This is a genomic window from Variovorax sp. GW821-FHT09D04 (genome assembly GCF_059416405.1).
Genome location: NZ_JBWKPA010000004.1, coordinates 144,615 through 159,814, shown reverse-complemented (window position 1 = coordinate 159,814; position 15,200 = coordinate 144,615). Strand labels below are relative to the sequence as shown.

The following is a 15,200-nucleotide window of genomic DNA, read 5'->3' as shown; positions in this document are numbered from 1 at the left end:
TCGGGCGCTGCGCCTGAACGCAGCGGCATGGGCTTTTTGAGTTTCGCCTTCAATGCAGCCACCGTGGTGCTGCTGATGGTCGGCGTCCTGGTTCTCGGCGTCGTGCTCTTTGGCGTCCGGGAGGTGCTGGCGGGGTGGATGGGCACTTCGCGGGCCGCCGACCGTTTTCGCAAGTTCACAAGCTACTTCACGTGGGGGGCCTGCATTGCCGCGCTGGTGGGCGGCTTCGTTCTCTACGTGACGCGCGGGCCCGACCCCGCGGAACTTGAGCGAGGCATGGCCAAGCTCTTCACCTACCCGTCCAACCGCATCCGCATCGATCTGAACGATGTCAGCGACGCGCAGCGCCAGGAACTGGTGCGCGCACTGCAGCCGCTGCTGAAGAGCACATCGCGCGAGTTCTACCAACGCGTCACCACGCGCCGCGGCGGTTACGACGTCGAGGCGACGCTGCCGAGCTACTACCGCCTGACCGCCGATCGCCTGGAGATCGCCACGGGCGAGAGCTTCGGCAACGGCAGGACGATCCCCGTGCTGTTCCCGCAGGTGCTGGCGCACGCGGCCAACGCCGCCACCGTGCCGGCGCTGCCTGCCGCGATCGACGCGCAGATCGTGGCGGGCGACGCCGCGCCGGTCCCGTTGTCGCTGGTGTCGAAGACCGCCGAGCTGATGGTGCTCACGCGCCAGACGCTGCGGGGCACGCAACCCTTGCCCGCGCCCTGCCTGATGGCGATCCAGGCGCAGGTGCCCACCGATCACTTCGAGTGGCTCTTCGGGGCCGACCGGAACGGCCTGGGCAAGGACGTGCGCTTGCAGGTGAACGCCGTGCCCGGCGTGCTGCCGGCCGGCACGTACGAACTGCGGCAGCTGACGCTGCTGGGCTCCGAGCGCCGGCGCGTGCTCTGGGAACGCGCCGCCGCGCAGGGGCATGTCGCCGTGCAGCTGGGCCTGGCACCTGTCGGCCTGCGCGAGAGCCCCGGCTGCGAGGCCCGCCTGCTCAAGCAGCTCGACCGCGCATGGACCGTGACGGCGTTGCGCAACGTGTCGCCCGCACTGGCCAGCGCGGTGAAGCAGGTCGACATCGAACAGCGCCCGTCACGCTTCAGCCCCTGGTACGCGGGCTTCGGCTGGGTGGCCGCGCAGCCCTAGTCGAACTGCGCCCGCGCCCCCGCCACCAGCGCGCGGTTGCGCCGCCGATCGGTCGCGATCTCCTGCGCGAAGTCCTCGATGCTCCCGCCGGCCGGCAGGTTGTAGGCCTCGCGCAGGCGCGCGCGCAGCGGGTCGCCTTGCAGCAGCCGGTTGATCTCGGCGTTGAGGCGCTGCACCACCGCCGTCGGCGTGCGCGCCGGCGCGAAGATGCCGAAGAGCGAATCGCGGTTCGCCTTCTCGTAGCCCAGCTCCGCGAGCGTGGGCACCGCAGGCAAGGCTTCGATGCGCGCGGGTGCGCCGACCGCCAGCGCCTGCAGCCGGCCGCCCTCGATGTACTGCAGCTGCTGCGCCGCGACGTTGGTCGACAGCACCTCGAACTGGCCGCCGAGCGCATCGTTGAGCTGCGGACCGCCGCCCTGGTAGGGGATGTGCGTGATGTCGGTGCGGCTTTGCAGGCGCACCTGCGCCAGCACCATGTGGCCGATGGTCGCCACGCCCGAGGTGGCCCAGCGCACCGCGCCGGGCTGGCGGCGCGCCAGCGCGATCAACTCTGCAAAGCCGCGGCCCGCGAAGGCCGGCGTGCCCACGACCAGCACCGGCGTGCGCATCACGCTCGCCACGGGCACGAAGGCGCGCAGCGGGTCGTAGGGCGCGCGCGCGAGCAGCGGGTGCAGGGTGAGCGGGCTGATGGCGGAAAAGGCCAGCGTGTGGCCGTCGGGCGTGGCGCGTGCGAGCGCATCCATGCCCAGGCTGCCGCCCGCGCCTGCGCGGTGCTCGATGAGCACCGGCACGCCCAGCGACTGCGCCAGCGGCTCGGCCAGCGCGCGCGCCATGCCGTCGCTCACGCCGCCCGGCGGGTAGACGACGATCAGGCGCACCGGGCGGCTGGGCCAGGGCGACGAGGCGGCGTGCGACAGGTGCGGCAATGCGCACGCAGCCGCGAAGCCGACGCGTTGCAGGAAATGGCGGCGCAACAGCGGCACGGTCATGCGACGGGCTTCCCCTCGGCCAGCCCGCGCAGCAGCGCCGCGAAGTGCCGCGCCGGCAGGTTGTCTTCGTCGGCGCGCGACACCAGGGTGAGCGGCGCGTCGAGCTGGCCGCCGTCGGCCAGCCGCGTGTAGGCGATGGCGTGCGCGTGCACGCCGGTCATCGAGGTCGGCACCACCGACAGGCCGACGCCCGCGGCCACGAGGTTCAGGTTGGTCATCATGCGATCGACTTCGGCCACCACGCGCGGACGCAGGCCCTGTGCGTGGCACAGCGCGAGCAGCTCGGCATAGAGGCCGGGCGCGCCCGGGCGGCGCACGAGGATGATGCCTTCTTCGCAGAGTTTCGACAGCGACAGTGGCTTCGCGGGCTTCTTGCCGTTTGCAGGTGGCGCGAAGCGGTGATCGCTCGGCATCGCGACCCACACGGGCTCGCGCAGCAGCGTTTCGAACACCAGCCCCTCGGGCCGCGCCACCGGCACGCGCAGCAGGCCGCAGTGCAGCCGGCCCGCGGCCAGCGCCTCGGTGAGCTCGGCGGCGTTGTCTTCGCGCAGCTGCAGCTCCACGCCGGGGTGCGCGCGGCGAAAGGCGCGCAGTGCCTCGGGCATGAAGCGGTGCGCCGCGGCCGAGCTGGTGAAGCCGACCGCCAGCGTGCCGGTCTGGCCCTGGGCCACGCGCGCCATGCGCTGCTTCATGGCCTCCATGTCCTGCAGCATGCGCAGCGCCTCGGCCTGGAACAGCCGGCCGGCGTCGGTGAGCGCCACGCCGCGCGGATGGCGCTTGAACAGCAGCACGCCCAGCTCGCGCTCCAGCGCCTTGATCTGCAGGCTCAGCGGTGGCTGCTGGATGCCCAGCTGCTCGGCGGCGCGCGTCATGTGGCCGGTGCCGGCCACGGCCACGAAGTACCTCAGGGCGCGTATGTCCATATGTTTTTTGTATTGAATAGGCCTTGTTATTTTATTTGACCCTAAGTCACACGGAATCTATCGTCCGGCCGCCTATTCAAAAAGCAGTCCACCGAGGCTGCATGCCGGAGACAAATCCATGCGCACACCGCGCCCTGCCTCGAAGTTTCGTGTCGTCGTTGCGCTGATTGGCGCGTCGTTGGTCCTGGCCGCCTGTGGTGGCGGCAGCGGGGGAGGAGGAAGCCCCGGCTTCTTCCTGCCGACCGTGCCGCCCGCCAGCGGCGGCACCCCGCCGGCCGAGGAGCCGCCCGGCACAGTACCCCCGCCCGTGCTGCCCGTCGTGGCCTGCGCCGACCTGGCCGGCAAGAGCCTGCCCGCCGCGCTGATCAGCCTGCCCACGCAGGGCGCCACCGTCACCAGCGCCACGCCCGTGGCCGCGGGCGACGCGGGCAACACGCTGGGCGATTACTGCCGCGTGCGCGGCACCATCGCGCCGGTGGACCCGGCCTCGCAGCTCATCCACTTCGCGGTCAACCTGCCCGAAGAGTGGAACCAGAAGACCATCCACTTCGGCGGCGGCGGCTTCGACGGCGTGCTCATCGACGGCACCGAGGTCATCCGTTTCGGCCCCGCCGGCAAGCCCGCGCCGCTGGCGCTGGGCTACGCCACCTACGGCGACGACTCGGGCCACCAGTCGAGCAGCATCACCGACGGCAAGTTCGCGGCCAACGACGAGCAGCTGGCCAACTACGGCGGCCAGTCGCTCAAGAAGACGCGCGACGTGGCACAGGCGCTGGTGTTCGTGCGCTACGCCGTGAAGCCCAGGCACGCCTACTTCCTCGGCACCTCGACCGGCGGGCGCGACGCGCTGAGCTACATCCAGCGCTGGCCGCAGGACTACGACGGCGTGATCGCCAACGAGCCCGCGCTCAACTACACCGGCACGCGCCTGTCGAACGTGGCGGTGGGCCGAGCGCTGTACAACGACGGCGGCCAGGGCTGGCTCAACCTGACGGAGACGCTGCTGGTGCAGAAGGCCGCGATGCAGGCCTGCGACAAGCTCGACGGCGCGATCGACAACATCGTGAGCAATGTCGAGAGCTGCCGCCAGCTGAACACGCAGATCCTCGCTTCGCTGCGCTGCCCCAACGGCGCCGACACGGCGGACACCTGCCTGTCGGACGCGCAGATCGACACGGTGCACGCCATCGAATCGCCGCTGGAGTTCACGAGCTATTCGCTTGCCAACGGCGTGAAGCGCGCGGGCGGCTACAACCTCCTCGAAGGCGCGTTGGTGGCCGGCCCGTACACCACGCGCGACCTCGGCACGCGCAAGACGCCGGGCAACCCCGCCACCTCGGCCGATGCCAACATGTACGTCACGGGCGACCAGTGGGTGAAGTTCTTCGTCACGCGCGATGCCGCTTTCAACACGCTCACCTTCGATCCGCAGAACCCCGGCACATACGCGGCGCGCGTGACCGAGGTGTCGAAGCTCACCGACGCGACCGACCCGAACCTTGCGCCCTTCTTCGCGCGCGGCGGCAAGCTGATCATGTTGCACGGCCTGGCCGACGAGGTGATCAGCCCCAACTCGACCATCGACTACTACCGGCAGCTCGTCGCCACGCTGGGCCAGGCCGCGGTCACGCAGAACGTGCGCTTCTACACCGTGCCCGGCATGGGCCACGGCACCGGCAGCTTCATTCCCAACTGGGACTCGCTCGCGGCGCTCGAAGGCTGGGTCGAGGCCGGCCTCGCGCCCGCCACGCCCGTCGCGGTGGACGCCGTGGCCGGCAGCTACGGCCGCACGCGCCCGCTGTGCCAGTTTCCGTCGTGGCCCAAGTACCGCGGCAGCGGCAGCCTCGATGCGGCCGTCAACTACAGCTGCGTGACCGAGGTCGGCGACCCGCTCGCCTGCCCGAACCTGCCGGCGAGCGCGACGCGCTACAAAGGCGGCAACAGCTTCGGCGAGGAACTGCAGGTGCAGATCGACCCGGCCAGCATGGCCTACACCGTGACCATCGACGCGAGCCACGAACCCACGCGGGTCGGCACGCAGCGCAGCGGCTCGCTGGTGTCGCAGGGCAGCTGCAGCTACACGAGCGGCGAGAGCGGGGCGGTGTTCAGCTTCGGCGCCGGCGGCGTGCTGCTGGGCGGCGTGAACCCGCCGAGCGGCAGTGGCTTCTCGCCGCTGGTGGCGTTCCAGAACACCTTCCAGAACGTGTCGCCGTCGACGGACTTCCGCTCGGTGTCGCTGATCTTCAATGCGGCCGGCGTGGAGCAGCTCGGTGCGGGCACCACGGCGGCGTTCTCATCGGCGGGGCGGCTGCGCAATGCGGGCACCTTCCAGTTCTGCCGCAGCCCGGCGTCGAACAGCTTCATGACCTACGACCAGACCTGCAAGAACACCGAGAAGGGCTACCTGAGCTACAGCACGGCGCGCGGGGCCTTCGACATGTACACGACCTCGACCTCGTCGAGCGGCACCGCCGAGACCGAGGGCGGCACGCTCACCGGCTCGGTGGTGATCGGGCTGGTCAACGGCGTGTCGACGCCGCTGTACCTGCGGCGCGTGGCCACCGCCGTACCGGCCGCCGACACGAGCAGCGGCGCGGCCACCGTCATCCAGCCGGGCCTGCGCCTGCTCGCGGTGCAACAGACGCTGATGCCCGGCGCGGCCGACGGCAGCTACGCCATGGCCAGCGTGAAGGGCGAGGGCCGCGAAGCCACCGTGGTCGGCACGGCCTTCAACCTCGGCGGCGCGGCCACCACGCTGGGCTACGACACGCCGGTGCTCGGCGTGGCGCAAGCCGGCGCCGGCCGGCCGGGCCACCTCATCTTCAACAGCGGCGTCGTGGCCTTCGTCTCCACCGACGGGGCGAACGCGACGCTGGACCTCGGAGTACGCCATTGAAAAAATACCTCTCGCAACTTGCCGCCTTCGCTTGGCTGGGGGCGGCGCCGCTGCTGTCCGCGCACGCGGCCCCCGCCACCGCGCCGAAGCCCACGGCCTGCCCGTCGCCCGTGCCGGAGAGCGCGCGCTGTTACACCGGTGAAGACGGTGCAGGGTCGTTCTACTGGATCGCCATCCCGAAAGACTGGCAGCGCGGCGTGCTCGTGATGCACGCGCACGGAGGCCCCGAAACCGGTGCGCCCAAGCTCGCGCGCAGCGAGGAAGACCTCAAGCGCTGGGCTGTCACCGTGAAGGCCGGCTATGCGTGGGCCGGCTCCACCTACCGGCGTGGTGGCTACGGCGTGACGATGGCGGCGCAAGACACCGAGCGGCTGCGCCAGATCGTCGTGCGCCATTTCGGCCAGCCCCAGCGCACGCTGCTGCACGGGCAGAGCTACGGCGCTGGCGTGGCGGCGAAGGCGGCCGAACTCTATGCGCCCGTGGGCGATGCGAAGTCGCCGTACGACGGCCTGCTGCTTACCAGCGGCGTGCTCGGCGGCGGCAACAGCGCCTACGACTTCCGGCTCGACCTGCGCGTGGTGTACCAGTACGTCTGCCGCAACCATCCCAAGCCCGACGAGCCGCAGTACCCGCTGTGGATGGGCCTGCCGATGGACGCGAAGCTCACGCGCGCAGAGCTCGCGGCGCGCGTCAAGGACTGCACCGGCGTCGGCACGCCCGCCGCGCAGCGCACGCCCGAGCAGGCGGCGCGGCTGAAGACGATTCTCTCGGTCGTGAAGATCCCCGAACGCGCGCTCGTCGGCCACCTCAACTGGGCGACGTGGCTGTTCCAGGACCTCGTGCAGCAGCGCCTGCAGGGCCGCAACCCCTTCGGCAACATCGGCGTGGTCTACAGCGGCTCGAGCGACGATGCGGCGCTCAATGCCGGCGTGCTGCGCTACGCCGCGGACCCGCAGGCCCAGGGCGCGCTCGCGGCCGACAGCCAGCCCACCGGCCGCACGTCGCTGCCCACGGTGGGCCTGCATGCCATCGACGACCCCACGGCCTTCGTCGAACTCGAGAACGCCTACCGCCGCATCCGCGATGCGGCCGGCACCGGTGGGCACCTGGTGCAGAGCTTCAGTGCCGAGCGCGAGCACAGCTACCTCAGCGACTCGGAATACCCCGCGCTCTTCGGCGCGCTGCTCGACTGGATCGACAAGGGCGAGAAGCCCACGCCGCAGAGCCTGGCGCAACGTTGCGTGGCGCTCATGCCGCGCTACGACACCGACGGCAAGAACGGCTGCCACATCCAGCCCGAGTGGCAACCCCCGACGCTCGAAAGCCGCGTGCCCTCGCGCGCGCCCTGATTCTTCTTTTTGACCTTGACGGAGACCTTCATGAAAAAAATGTTCGCCCTTGCGGCGGTTGCCCTGACCACCCTGGCTGTCGGCGCCCACGCGCAGGACTTTCCCGCGGGCAAACCCGTGACCATCGTCGTTCCCTTCGCGGCCGGCGGCCCGACCGACCGCGTCGCGCGCGACCTCGCCGAGGCACTGCGCAAGCCGCTGGGCGGCGCCAGCGTCATCATCGACAACGTGCCCGGCGCGGGCAGCTCCATCGGCGCGGCCAAGGTGGCGCGCGCCAACCCCGATGGCTACACGCTGCTGCTCAACCACATCGCGATGGCGACCGTGCCGACGCTGGTGCGCAACGTGCCGTTCAAGGTCGAGACCGACTTCGAGTACCTGGGCATCGTCAACGACGTGCCCATGACGCTCATCGCCAAGCCCAGCCTGCCGGCCACCAACTACAAGGAGCTGACCGCCTGGATCGCCGCCAACAAGGGCAAGATCAACCTGGGCAACGCAGGCATCGGCTCGGCCTCGCACCTGTGCGGTTTGCTCTACCAGAGCGCCACGAAGACCGAGATGACGCCCGTGCCCTACAAGGGCACGGCGCCCGCCATCACCGATCTGATCGGCGGCCAGATCGACCTCCTGTGCGACCAGAGCACCAACACCTCGCCGCAGATCGAGGCGAAGAAGGTCAAGGCCTATGCCGTGACCACGCCCAAACGCCTGACCACGCCGCTCTTGAAAGACCTGCCCACGCTCGACGAGGCCGGCCTGAAGAACTTCCAGGTGACGATCTGGCACGGCCTGTACGCGCCCAAGGGCACGCCCGCGCCGGTGCTCAAGAAGATCAGCGATGCGCTGAAGGCGGCACTGAAGGACGCCGACTTCATCAAGCGCGAGGAAGCGCTCGGCGCCGTGGTCGCCACCGACGGGCGCATCGAGCCCGAGGGGCACAAGAAGTTCGTGGCGGCGGAGATTGCAAAGTGGAGCCCGATCATCAAGGCGGCGGGGGTGTACGCGGACTGAGTTTGTCGGGCGGCGCGCATCGCGCTCAGAGTCCGTGGATGGCAACTGTGGCCCAGAAGGCGGCCCACACGCCGATCAGCCCCAGCAGCGCCATGACGGCGACGTAGGCAATGAAGTACGTCACGCGTCTTGCGATGCTGGGGGTGGCTGGGACCTGCCACCAGTAGATCAACCCTGCCCACAAGAGCAGGGCGCAGGCGACGAGGGCTACACCGGTCCCTGTCAATGTCAGGACCTGGCGTCGCGCCAGGCCGGTGAGCAGGACATTGAGGACCGGGATCGAAACGACCCACGTCAGCACGCTCAGCACCAGCCGCAGGCCGGCATTCATCGAATCGCGTCGCGCGGTGCTGCGTGAGTTCTGTACTGTCATTTTTCTCTCCCTGTTGGACCGTTGTGGCCTCCTCAAAATCTTAGGGAGAGCTGTCTCATGCACATGCAGCAGGTCGCGCTGGAATCAGCAATGACCGTGACGCAAGTAGTTTGCTTGCCGTGGCAATCGCAAACCGATCGTGAACGAGTTAGCCCCACCGCATCGAATGCACCAGGGCGCAGCTCAGAGCCATTACCCTCGTCGATCCTGTTCATCAGAAATCGGCTCCATGAGCTTCAGCATCTACTACGACGCAAGACGAGACAGTCCCCTGACCCGCGAGGAAGCGCAGCGCCTGGACGCGATCGTGGCTGCCTTCGACAAAGTCGACGAAGCCGACCGCCATGCGCATTCAGGTAAGGGCCTCAACTGGGAGACCTTCACGCTCTACGAGGCGTCCGGACTCACCGGGGGAAAGGTACTGGAAGGCGCCACGAAACTCCCCGACAACAAGGCGTTCGCCATGCACAAGGGGGCCAGCCACTGGGTGGCCTGCCTCAATCGGATTCGCCGCGAAGTGCTGCCGGATGCCAGGTGGAGCGTGAGCATCGATGACAGGATGCTGCTCTGGAACGACAAGAGCGGCTGGCACGACGAGGCATCGGACGGGCTGGCGACGCTCTGGCTGGGCTGCCTGTTGAGCGCGCCGTTCCGACGGTTCACGAAGTGAGCGGGTAACCGTCGGGCGTGGCCCTGCCAGACCGCGTCAGAACGTCCCCGGCAACAGGATGTCCGACTTCACATCGTCGATCTGCGTGCGACCGCAGAAGGCCATCGTGATGTCCAGTTCCTTGTGGATGATCTGCAGCGCGCGCGTCACGCCTTCCTGGCCGTAGGCGCCCAGGCCGTACAGGAAGCTGCGGCCGATGAGCGTGCCGCGTGCGCCGAGCGCGCGGGCCTTGAGCACGTCCTGGCCGCTGCGCACGCCGCCGTCCATCCACACCTCGATCTGGCGGCCCACGGCGTCGGCGATGGCCGGCAGCGCGGCGATGGAGGAGGGGGCGCCGTCGAGCTGGCGCCCGCCGTGGTTCGACACGATGAGCGCGTCGGCGCCGCTGTCCACGGCCAGGCGTGCGTCTTCCTCGTCCATGATGCCCTTGAGGATCAGCTTGCCGCCCCAGCGCTTCTTGATCCATTCGACGTCCGCCCAGCTCAGGGCAGGGTCGAACTGTTCGGCGGTCCACGACGACAGCGACGACAGGTCTTTCACGCCCTTGGCGTGGCCGGCGATGTTGCCGAAGGTGCGGCGCTTGGTGCCCAGCATGCCCATGCACCAGCGCGGCTTGGTCGCCAGGTTGATGAGGTTCTTGATGGTGGGCTTGGGCGGCGTCGACAGGCCGTTCTTGATGTCCTTGTGGCGCTGGCCGAGGATCTGCAGGTCGAGCGTGAGCTGCAGCGCCGACACGTTGGCGGCCTTGGCGCGGTCGATCAGGCGTTCGATGAAGTCGCGGTCCTTCATCACGTAGAGCTGGAACCAGAAGGGATGCCGGTCGGTGTTCTCGGCGATGTCTTCCAGCGAGCAGATGCTCATGGTCGAGAGCGTGAACGGAATGCCGAAGGCCTTGGCGGCGCGCGCGCCCAGGATTTCGCCGTCGGCGTGCTGCATGCCGGTCAGGCCGGTGGGCGCGATGGCCACGGGCATGGCGACCTCCTGGCCGATCATGGTGGTGCGGGTGGACCGGCCTTCCATGTTCACGGCCACGCGCTGGCGCAGCTTGATCTTCTGGAAGTCGCTCTCGTTGGCGCGGTAGGTGCCCTCGGTCCAGGCGCCGGAATCGGCGTAGTCGTAGAACATCTTCGGCACGCGCCGCTGGGCGATCGCCCGCAGGTCTTCGATGCAGGTGATCTTGGAAAGGTCGGGCACGGGGGAGGTCTCCTGGCTGGTGTTATGGGGGTCAGGGCGGGCCGGGCCATGTGGGCCACGGCAGCGCCGGGGGTCGAGTCTGCAGGGGAAACGCGCCGGCGACCTGAAAAAAGCCCACACCCCGGCTGAAAATTATTCAGCCCGGCTCGCGCAGCGCCTGGCGCAGCCATTCGACGAAGGTGGCGCATTCCCAGCGTTCCATGGTGCCGGGGCGCCAGCACAGGAAGTAGGCGTTGGGCGAGGGCGCGCTGTGCGGCGACAGGCGCACCAGCCGGCCGTTGTCCAGCCAGGCGCGGCCCAGCCGCAGGTGCATGAGCACCACGCCGAAGTCTTCGGCGGCCGCATCGAGCGCCAGCCCCAGGTCGTTGAACTGGTGGCCCACCGCCGGTTCGGGCAGGCCGATGCCGCAGGCCTTGAACCAGATGCGCCACGACTCCAGCGGCGTGCGCAGCATCTGCACGCGCGCCACCTCGGCGTCGGTCGAGAAGTGCTGCTCGAAGGGCCCGTGTCGCTCCAGGTAGGCCGGGCTGCACACCGGCGAGACGTCGTCGGCCAGCAGCTGGCAGAACTCGCGGTCGTGGAACGGGCCGGTGCCGAAGCGCAGCTCGATGTCGGCGTCTTCGGCCGTGAAGTTGCGCACCGGCATGGTCACCTGCAGCATCAGCTCGATGGTCGGGTAGGCGTCGCGGAACTCGGCCAGCCGGGGCAGCAGCATCTGGCGCGAGAAGGTGGGTGTGACCGCCACGCGCAGCCGCCGCACCTGCGACGCGGGCTCGCGCCCCGGCACCTGCTGCAGCGCCGCGATGGCCTCGCGCACGCGCGCCAGGTAGGCCACACCGTCGGCGCTCAGGCCGAAGTCGTTGCCGGTGAAGAGCTTGAGCTCGAGCTGCGTCTCGAGCTGGCGGATGCGGTGGCTGACCGCGCTGGGCGTCACGCTGAGTTCTTCGGCCGCCAGGTTCACGCTGCGCAGCCGCGCGACGGCCTCGAAGGCCTGCAGGCCCTGGGTCGAGGGGAGTCGCGTCGATGCCATGTGCTTTTGGAAGGGAGTGAGCGATGCGATGTTATCGAAGGGCGACCAGCGCATCGAGCAGCCGCCGCAGATCGTCGACCGCCTCGCGCGCCAGCGCCGCATCGCCCATCTGCGCCTTGACGATGGCGCCGTCGACGCCGAGCGCGGCCGCCTGTGCAACGGCCATGCGTTGCGGGCCGTCGGGCAGCAGGCCGGCGATCACCTCGACCATCTCGCGCTTGTGCTCGCGCGCGATGTCGGCGGCGCCGGCCACGCTGGCCCCCACTTCCACCACCGAGTTGATGAAGGCACAGCCCCGAAACAGCGGGTCGGCGAACCACTCGGCCATCACGTCGGCCAGCACCGGCAGCGCCTGCCCCTGCGCGATGCGTTGCTGCGCGTCGCGACGGCCCAGCGCATCGACGAACCAGGCCATCCACACGCCGTGCCGGTGGTCGAGAAAGGCGCGCACCAGGTCGTCCTTCGAGGGGAAGTGCCGGTAGAAGGTGACCTTGGTGACGCCCGACGCGGCGATCACGCGGTCGATGCCGGTGGCGCGGATGCCGTCGGCATAGAAGAGCTCGTGCGCCGTGAGCAGGATGCGCTCGCGCGCGGGCAGTGCAGAGATGTCCATGCGGCGATTGTAGGCATGTAGACAGGTCTGTCTACTCGTGGCACATTGCGGGCCTTCATCACTTCATTTCTTGACTGAAAGACCGCCATGGAATCCCGCCCGCCGCTGCCGCCCTTTACCCTTGAATCCGCCCTCCAGAAAGTCCAGGCCGCCGAAGACGCCTGGAACTCGCGCGACCCCGCGCGCGTGAGCCTGGCCTACACGCCCGACACCGAATGGCGCAACCGCGCGGACTTCGTCAATGGCCGCGAGCAGGTGGTGGAATTCCTCACCCGCAAGTGGGAGCGCGAGCACGACTACCGCCTGAAGAAGCAGCTGTGGGCCTTCATGGACAACCGCATCGCGGTGCGCTTCGAGTACGAATGGCACGACGCCGCGGGCCAGTGGTTTCGCAGCCACGGCAACGAGAACTGGGAGTTTGCGGAGAACGGGTTGATGCGCAAGCGCTACGCGAGCATCAACGACCAGCCCATTGCGGAATCGGAGCGCAAGTTCCGCTGGGAGCGCTGAGGCGAAGGGGGCGACAACGGGCATGCCTGTTGCTTGCCCTGTCGCATCCCTTCATACCCAGGAGCCAAGCCGCATGAACCGCAACGACGTCACCGAGAAGATCATCACCGTGAAGGTGTCCAAGGGCATCCAGTGGGCCGACGTGGCCAAAAAGGTCGGCCTGTCGAAGGAGTGGACCACCGCCGCCTGCCTCGGCCAGATGACGCTCGACGACAAGCAGGCCAAGGTCATCGGCAAGATCTTCGGCCTCACGCCGGAGGAGCAGAAGTGGCTCCAGGTCGTGCCCTACAAGGGCTCGCTGCCCACGCCCGTGCCCACCGACCCGCTGATCTACCGCTGGTACGAGGTGGTGAGCGTGTACGGCACCACCATCAAGGAGCTGATCCATGAAGAGTTCGGCGACGGCATCATGAGCGCCATCGACTTCAGCATGGACATCCAGCGCCAGCCCGATCCGAAGGGCGACCGCGTCAACGTGGTGCTGTCGGGCAAGTTCCTGCCGTACAAGAGCTACTGACGTTCGGCGTTCAGTCAGTACACCGGTGCCGCCGGCTTCGGCCGCGGCGTCGGGGCCGGGCGCCAGCCGGGGCCCGCCATGCCGTAGCGCGCGCCCTCGATCGCACCTGCAATGGCGCGCGCCACGCCGTCGACCGGCGTCGTCAGCCGCCGCCGTGTGCGCATGCGCTCGAAGGCGTAGCTGTCGGCGATGCGCTCGGCCAGCGGGTCGGCGGCCTCAGCCACGTCGGGGCTCACCAGCGAGACGTGCACGCGCCCCGCGTGTTCCCGCCGCAGCCCTTCGGAGATCGCCTGCACCGCGTACTGCGTGCCGTGGTACACGGCCGAGTCGGGCGTGGCGCCGCCCATGGCCACCGGCGCGACGTTGACGATGTGGCCCCAGCCCTGCTCCTGCATCGTGGGCAGCACGGCCGCCACGCCCAGCAGCATGCCGCGCAGGTTGACGTCGATCATCAGCTCCCACTCCTCGATCTTGCGCTGCCACAGTGGCGACAGCGGCATCACGCCGGCGGCGTTCACCAGCACGTCGATGCGGTCGTGCGTGTCGAGGGCGAACTCGGCAAAGGCCTCCATGTCGGGCCGGTGTGTCACATCGAGCCGCCGGAAGCTCGCCGAGCCGCCGATGGCATTGATCTCGGCCGCGAGCGCCGCGAGCCGTTCGGTGCGGCGCGCGCCGAGCACCACATGGGCGCCGCGCCGCGCGAGCCGCCGCGCCGTCGCCTCGCCGATGCCGCTGCTGGCGCCGGTGACGAGAACCACTGTGTCCTGGATTGCACTCATACAAAACTCCTCATGCGGGTCGATGCGCCATGGCGCAAGGGGTGCGCCGGGCATGCAGAGGAGTCTCGGGGCGAAGGGGCCGGAGGCGGTATCCGGATCGAACGAGGTTTTTGCCTGATCCTGCGAAATGCAGAAACAGGCGGGTCGTGCGCGGGGTCGCGTCAGGCGTGCCGGCCCAGCCGATTCCCCAACGCCAGCAGCCCCCATCCCGCCAGCCCGAAGGTCAGCGCGATGCCTGCGGCATAGACGGCCACGCCGCCGTAGCCGCCGACGTTGGCAGGGTTGAGGAAAGGGTAGGGGTACCAGCCCGTGCGGCTGCCGCGCACCAGCGTGTAGACCAGATAGGCCATCGGGAAGACCAGCGTCCACAGCAGCTGCCGGCCGCCGAGGCGCGTGCGCGGCGGTTGCAGCAGCCAGTCGAGCAGCACGACGCAGGGCATCACGTGGTGCAGCAGCGTGTTGATCCACGGCCGCAGCGCGCCGAGGTCGACGTCGCGCAGCAGCAGCGAGAAGACGATGCCGACCACCGCCATGTTCACGGCCGACAAGGCACGCAGGCGGTCGTCAGGGCCCGTGGATGTTGGCTGCCAGAGGCGGCGCGCGCCGAGCACCAGCACGATGGCCGCGAACAGGTTCGAGAGGTTGGTGAAGAAGCTGAAGAAGTTGACGACGTTGAAACCCATGCGGACATGGATCGTCAGCTGCCAGCCGATCGCCACGAGGGTCAGCAGGCCGAAGAACAGACGCAGCGTGGACCAGGCCATGGGATGCCGTGTCGGTCGTCAGGGCTTGCAGCTGCCGCCCATGGACACCGAGCCGTCCTTGCATTCGGTGAGGATGGGCTCGCCGCGCGACGCGGGCGCCGAGGTGGCGCTCGGGGGCGGCGAGGCCGCGCCGCCTTCGCGCTGGTAGACGATCTTCCTGGTGCCCAGCTCGCAGCTGCCCACCACCTGTCCGCTCGCCGTGGCGGCGGCATCGATGGTGACGACGCTGAAGTTGGTCACGCCCGAGGCGGTGATCTTCGCTTCGATCTGGGCGCGCAGCGTTTCGCAGTTGCTCTGAGTGGGGCTCTGGGCATGGGCGCTGCCGGCGGCCATGAGCAGGGGCCAGGCGGCGGCGGCAACAGCAAGCCAATGGCGTTTCATGAGGGGCCTGCCTTTCTTTCTTGCGTGCAGTGGGGGCGGGAGAAATCGG

16 protein-coding genes are annotated in these 15,200 nt (G+C 69.1%); 7 read left to right on the top strand and 9 right to left on the bottom strand.

The window, feature by feature from the left end; all coding sequences use genetic code 11:
- Positions 1–27: 27 nt before the first annotated feature.
- Complete coding sequence (locus AC07O4_RS15025) at positions 28–1,149, top strand: hypothetical protein (RefSeq protein ID WP_495304966.1); 1,122 nt, start codon at positions 28–30, stop codon at positions 1,147–1,149.
- Here the strand turns inward: AC07O4_RS15025 and AC07O4_RS15020 are convergent.
- Both AC07O4_RS15020 and AC07O4_RS15015 read right to left on the bottom strand, forming a co-directional pair.
- On the bottom strand, positions 1,146–2,138 hold the full coding sequence (locus AC07O4_RS15020; RefSeq protein ID WP_495304965.1) for a Bug family tripartite tricarboxylate transporter substrate binding protein: 993 nt from the start codon (positions 2,136–2,138) through the stop codon (positions 1,146–1,148). The genes AC07O4_RS15025 and AC07O4_RS15020 overlap by 4 nt on opposite strands.
- Positions 2,135–3,061: a LysR family transcriptional regulator gene (locus AC07O4_RS15015; RefSeq protein WP_495304964.1), complete on the bottom strand. Its 927-nt coding sequence runs from the start codon at positions 3,059–3,061 to the stop codon at positions 2,135–2,137. The genes AC07O4_RS15020 and AC07O4_RS15015 overlap by 4 nt, the downstream gene beginning before the upstream one ends.
- 118 nt (positions 3,062–3,179) lie before the next feature.
- On the opposite strand from AC07O4_RS15015, the gene AC07O4_RS15010 reads away from it, so the two are divergent.
- From AC07O4_RS15010 to AC07O4_RS15000, 3 genes are read left to right on the top strand one after another with little or no spacing between them, the layout of a single operon-like run.
- On the top strand, positions 3,180–5,957 hold the full coding sequence (locus tag AC07O4_RS15010; RefSeq protein ID WP_495304963.1) for a tannase/feruloyl esterase family alpha/beta hydrolase: 2,778 nt from the start codon (positions 3,180–3,182) through the stop codon (positions 5,955–5,957).
- Positions 5,954–7,306: an alpha/beta hydrolase family protein gene (locus tag AC07O4_RS15005; RefSeq protein ID WP_495304962.1), complete on the top strand. Its 1,353-nt coding sequence runs from the start codon at positions 5,954–5,956 to the stop codon at positions 7,304–7,306. Before AC07O4_RS15010 ends, AC07O4_RS15005 begins: the two co-directional genes overlap by 4 nt.
- 30 nt (positions 7,307–7,336) lie before the next feature.
- Positions 7,337–8,320 (top strand): tripartite tricarboxylate transporter substrate-binding protein, encoded by a 984-nt coding sequence (locus AC07O4_RS15000; protein WP_070062183.1) that lies wholly within the window; start codon positions 7,337–7,339, stop codon positions 8,318–8,320.
- Between the two features lie 25 nt (positions 8,321–8,345).
- Here AC07O4_RS15000 and AC07O4_RS14995 read toward each other — a convergent pair whose 3' ends face one another.
- On the bottom strand, positions 8,346–8,693 hold the full coding sequence (locus tag AC07O4_RS14995; RefSeq protein ID WP_307694874.1) for a hypothetical protein: 348 nt from the start codon (positions 8,691–8,693) through the stop codon (positions 8,346–8,348).
- A 229-nt stretch (positions 8,694–8,922) separates the two neighbouring features.
- Here AC07O4_RS14995 and AC07O4_RS14990 point away from each other — a divergent pair, with 229 nt between their 5' ends.
- Positions 8,923–9,363, top strand: coding sequence for a hypothetical protein (locus AC07O4_RS14990; protein WP_070062185.1), 441 nt, complete (start codon positions 8,923–8,925; stop codon positions 9,361–9,363).
- Between the two features lie 36 nt (positions 9,364–9,399).
- Here AC07O4_RS14990 and AC07O4_RS14985 read toward each other — a convergent pair whose 3' ends face one another.
- From AC07O4_RS14985 to AC07O4_RS14975, 3 genes are all read right to left on the bottom strand, one after another.
- Entirely contained in the window at positions 9,400–10,557 is a 1,158-nt protein-coding gene (locus AC07O4_RS14985) for an alpha-hydroxy acid oxidase (RefSeq protein WP_495304961.1), read from the bottom strand.
- Positions 10,558–10,693: 136 nt separating this feature from the next.
- Positions 10,694–11,587, bottom strand: coding sequence for a LysR substrate-binding domain-containing protein (locus AC07O4_RS14980; RefSeq protein WP_070062186.1), 894 nt, complete (start codon positions 11,585–11,587; stop codon positions 10,694–10,696).
- 31 nt (positions 11,588–11,618) lie between these two features.
- Positions 11,619–12,200 (bottom strand): TetR/AcrR family transcriptional regulator, encoded by a 582-nt coding sequence (locus AC07O4_RS14975; protein WP_062478023.1) that lies wholly within the window; start codon positions 12,198–12,200, stop codon positions 11,619–11,621.
- Positions 12,201–12,287: 87 nt separating this feature from the next.
- Here AC07O4_RS14975 and AC07O4_RS14970 point away from each other — a divergent pair, with 87 nt between their 5' ends.
- Together AC07O4_RS14970 and cynS are read left to right on the top strand one after the other, a co-directional pair.
- Positions 12,288–12,710 carry a nuclear transport factor 2 family protein gene (locus tag AC07O4_RS14970; RefSeq protein WP_495274288.1) on the top strand — a complete coding sequence of 141 codons (423 nt, stop codon included), beginning with the start codon at positions 12,288–12,290 and terminating at the stop codon, positions 12,708–12,710.
- Between the two features lie 73 nt (positions 12,711–12,783).
- Positions 12,784–13,227, top strand: a complete 444-nt coding sequence (gene cynS, locus AC07O4_RS14965) for a cyanase (RefSeq protein WP_095949618.1) — start codon at positions 12,784–12,786, stop codon at positions 13,225–13,227.
- Positions 13,228–13,241: 14 nt separating this feature from the next.
- Here cynS and AC07O4_RS14960 read toward each other — a convergent pair whose 3' ends face one another.
- From AC07O4_RS14960 to AC07O4_RS14950, 3 genes are all read right to left on the bottom strand, one after another.
- Entirely contained in the window at positions 13,242–14,006 is a 765-nt protein-coding gene (locus AC07O4_RS14960) for an SDR family oxidoreductase (protein ID WP_495304960.1), read from the bottom strand.
- A 161-nt stretch (positions 14,007–14,167) separates the two neighbouring features.
- The gene (locus tag AC07O4_RS14955; RefSeq protein WP_495304959.1) at positions 14,168–14,770 is read right to left on the bottom strand and encodes a Pr6Pr family membrane protein; all 603 of its coding nucleotides are present in this window, start codon (positions 14,768–14,770) and stop codon (positions 14,168–14,170) included.
- A gap of 18 nt (positions 14,771–14,788) precedes the next feature.
- The gene (locus AC07O4_RS14950) at positions 14,789–15,151 is read right to left on the bottom strand and encodes a DUF1161 domain-containing protein (RefSeq protein WP_495304958.1); all 363 of its coding nucleotides are present in this window, start codon (positions 15,149–15,151) and stop codon (positions 14,789–14,791) included.
- Positions 15,152–15,200: the final 49 nt, after the last annotated feature.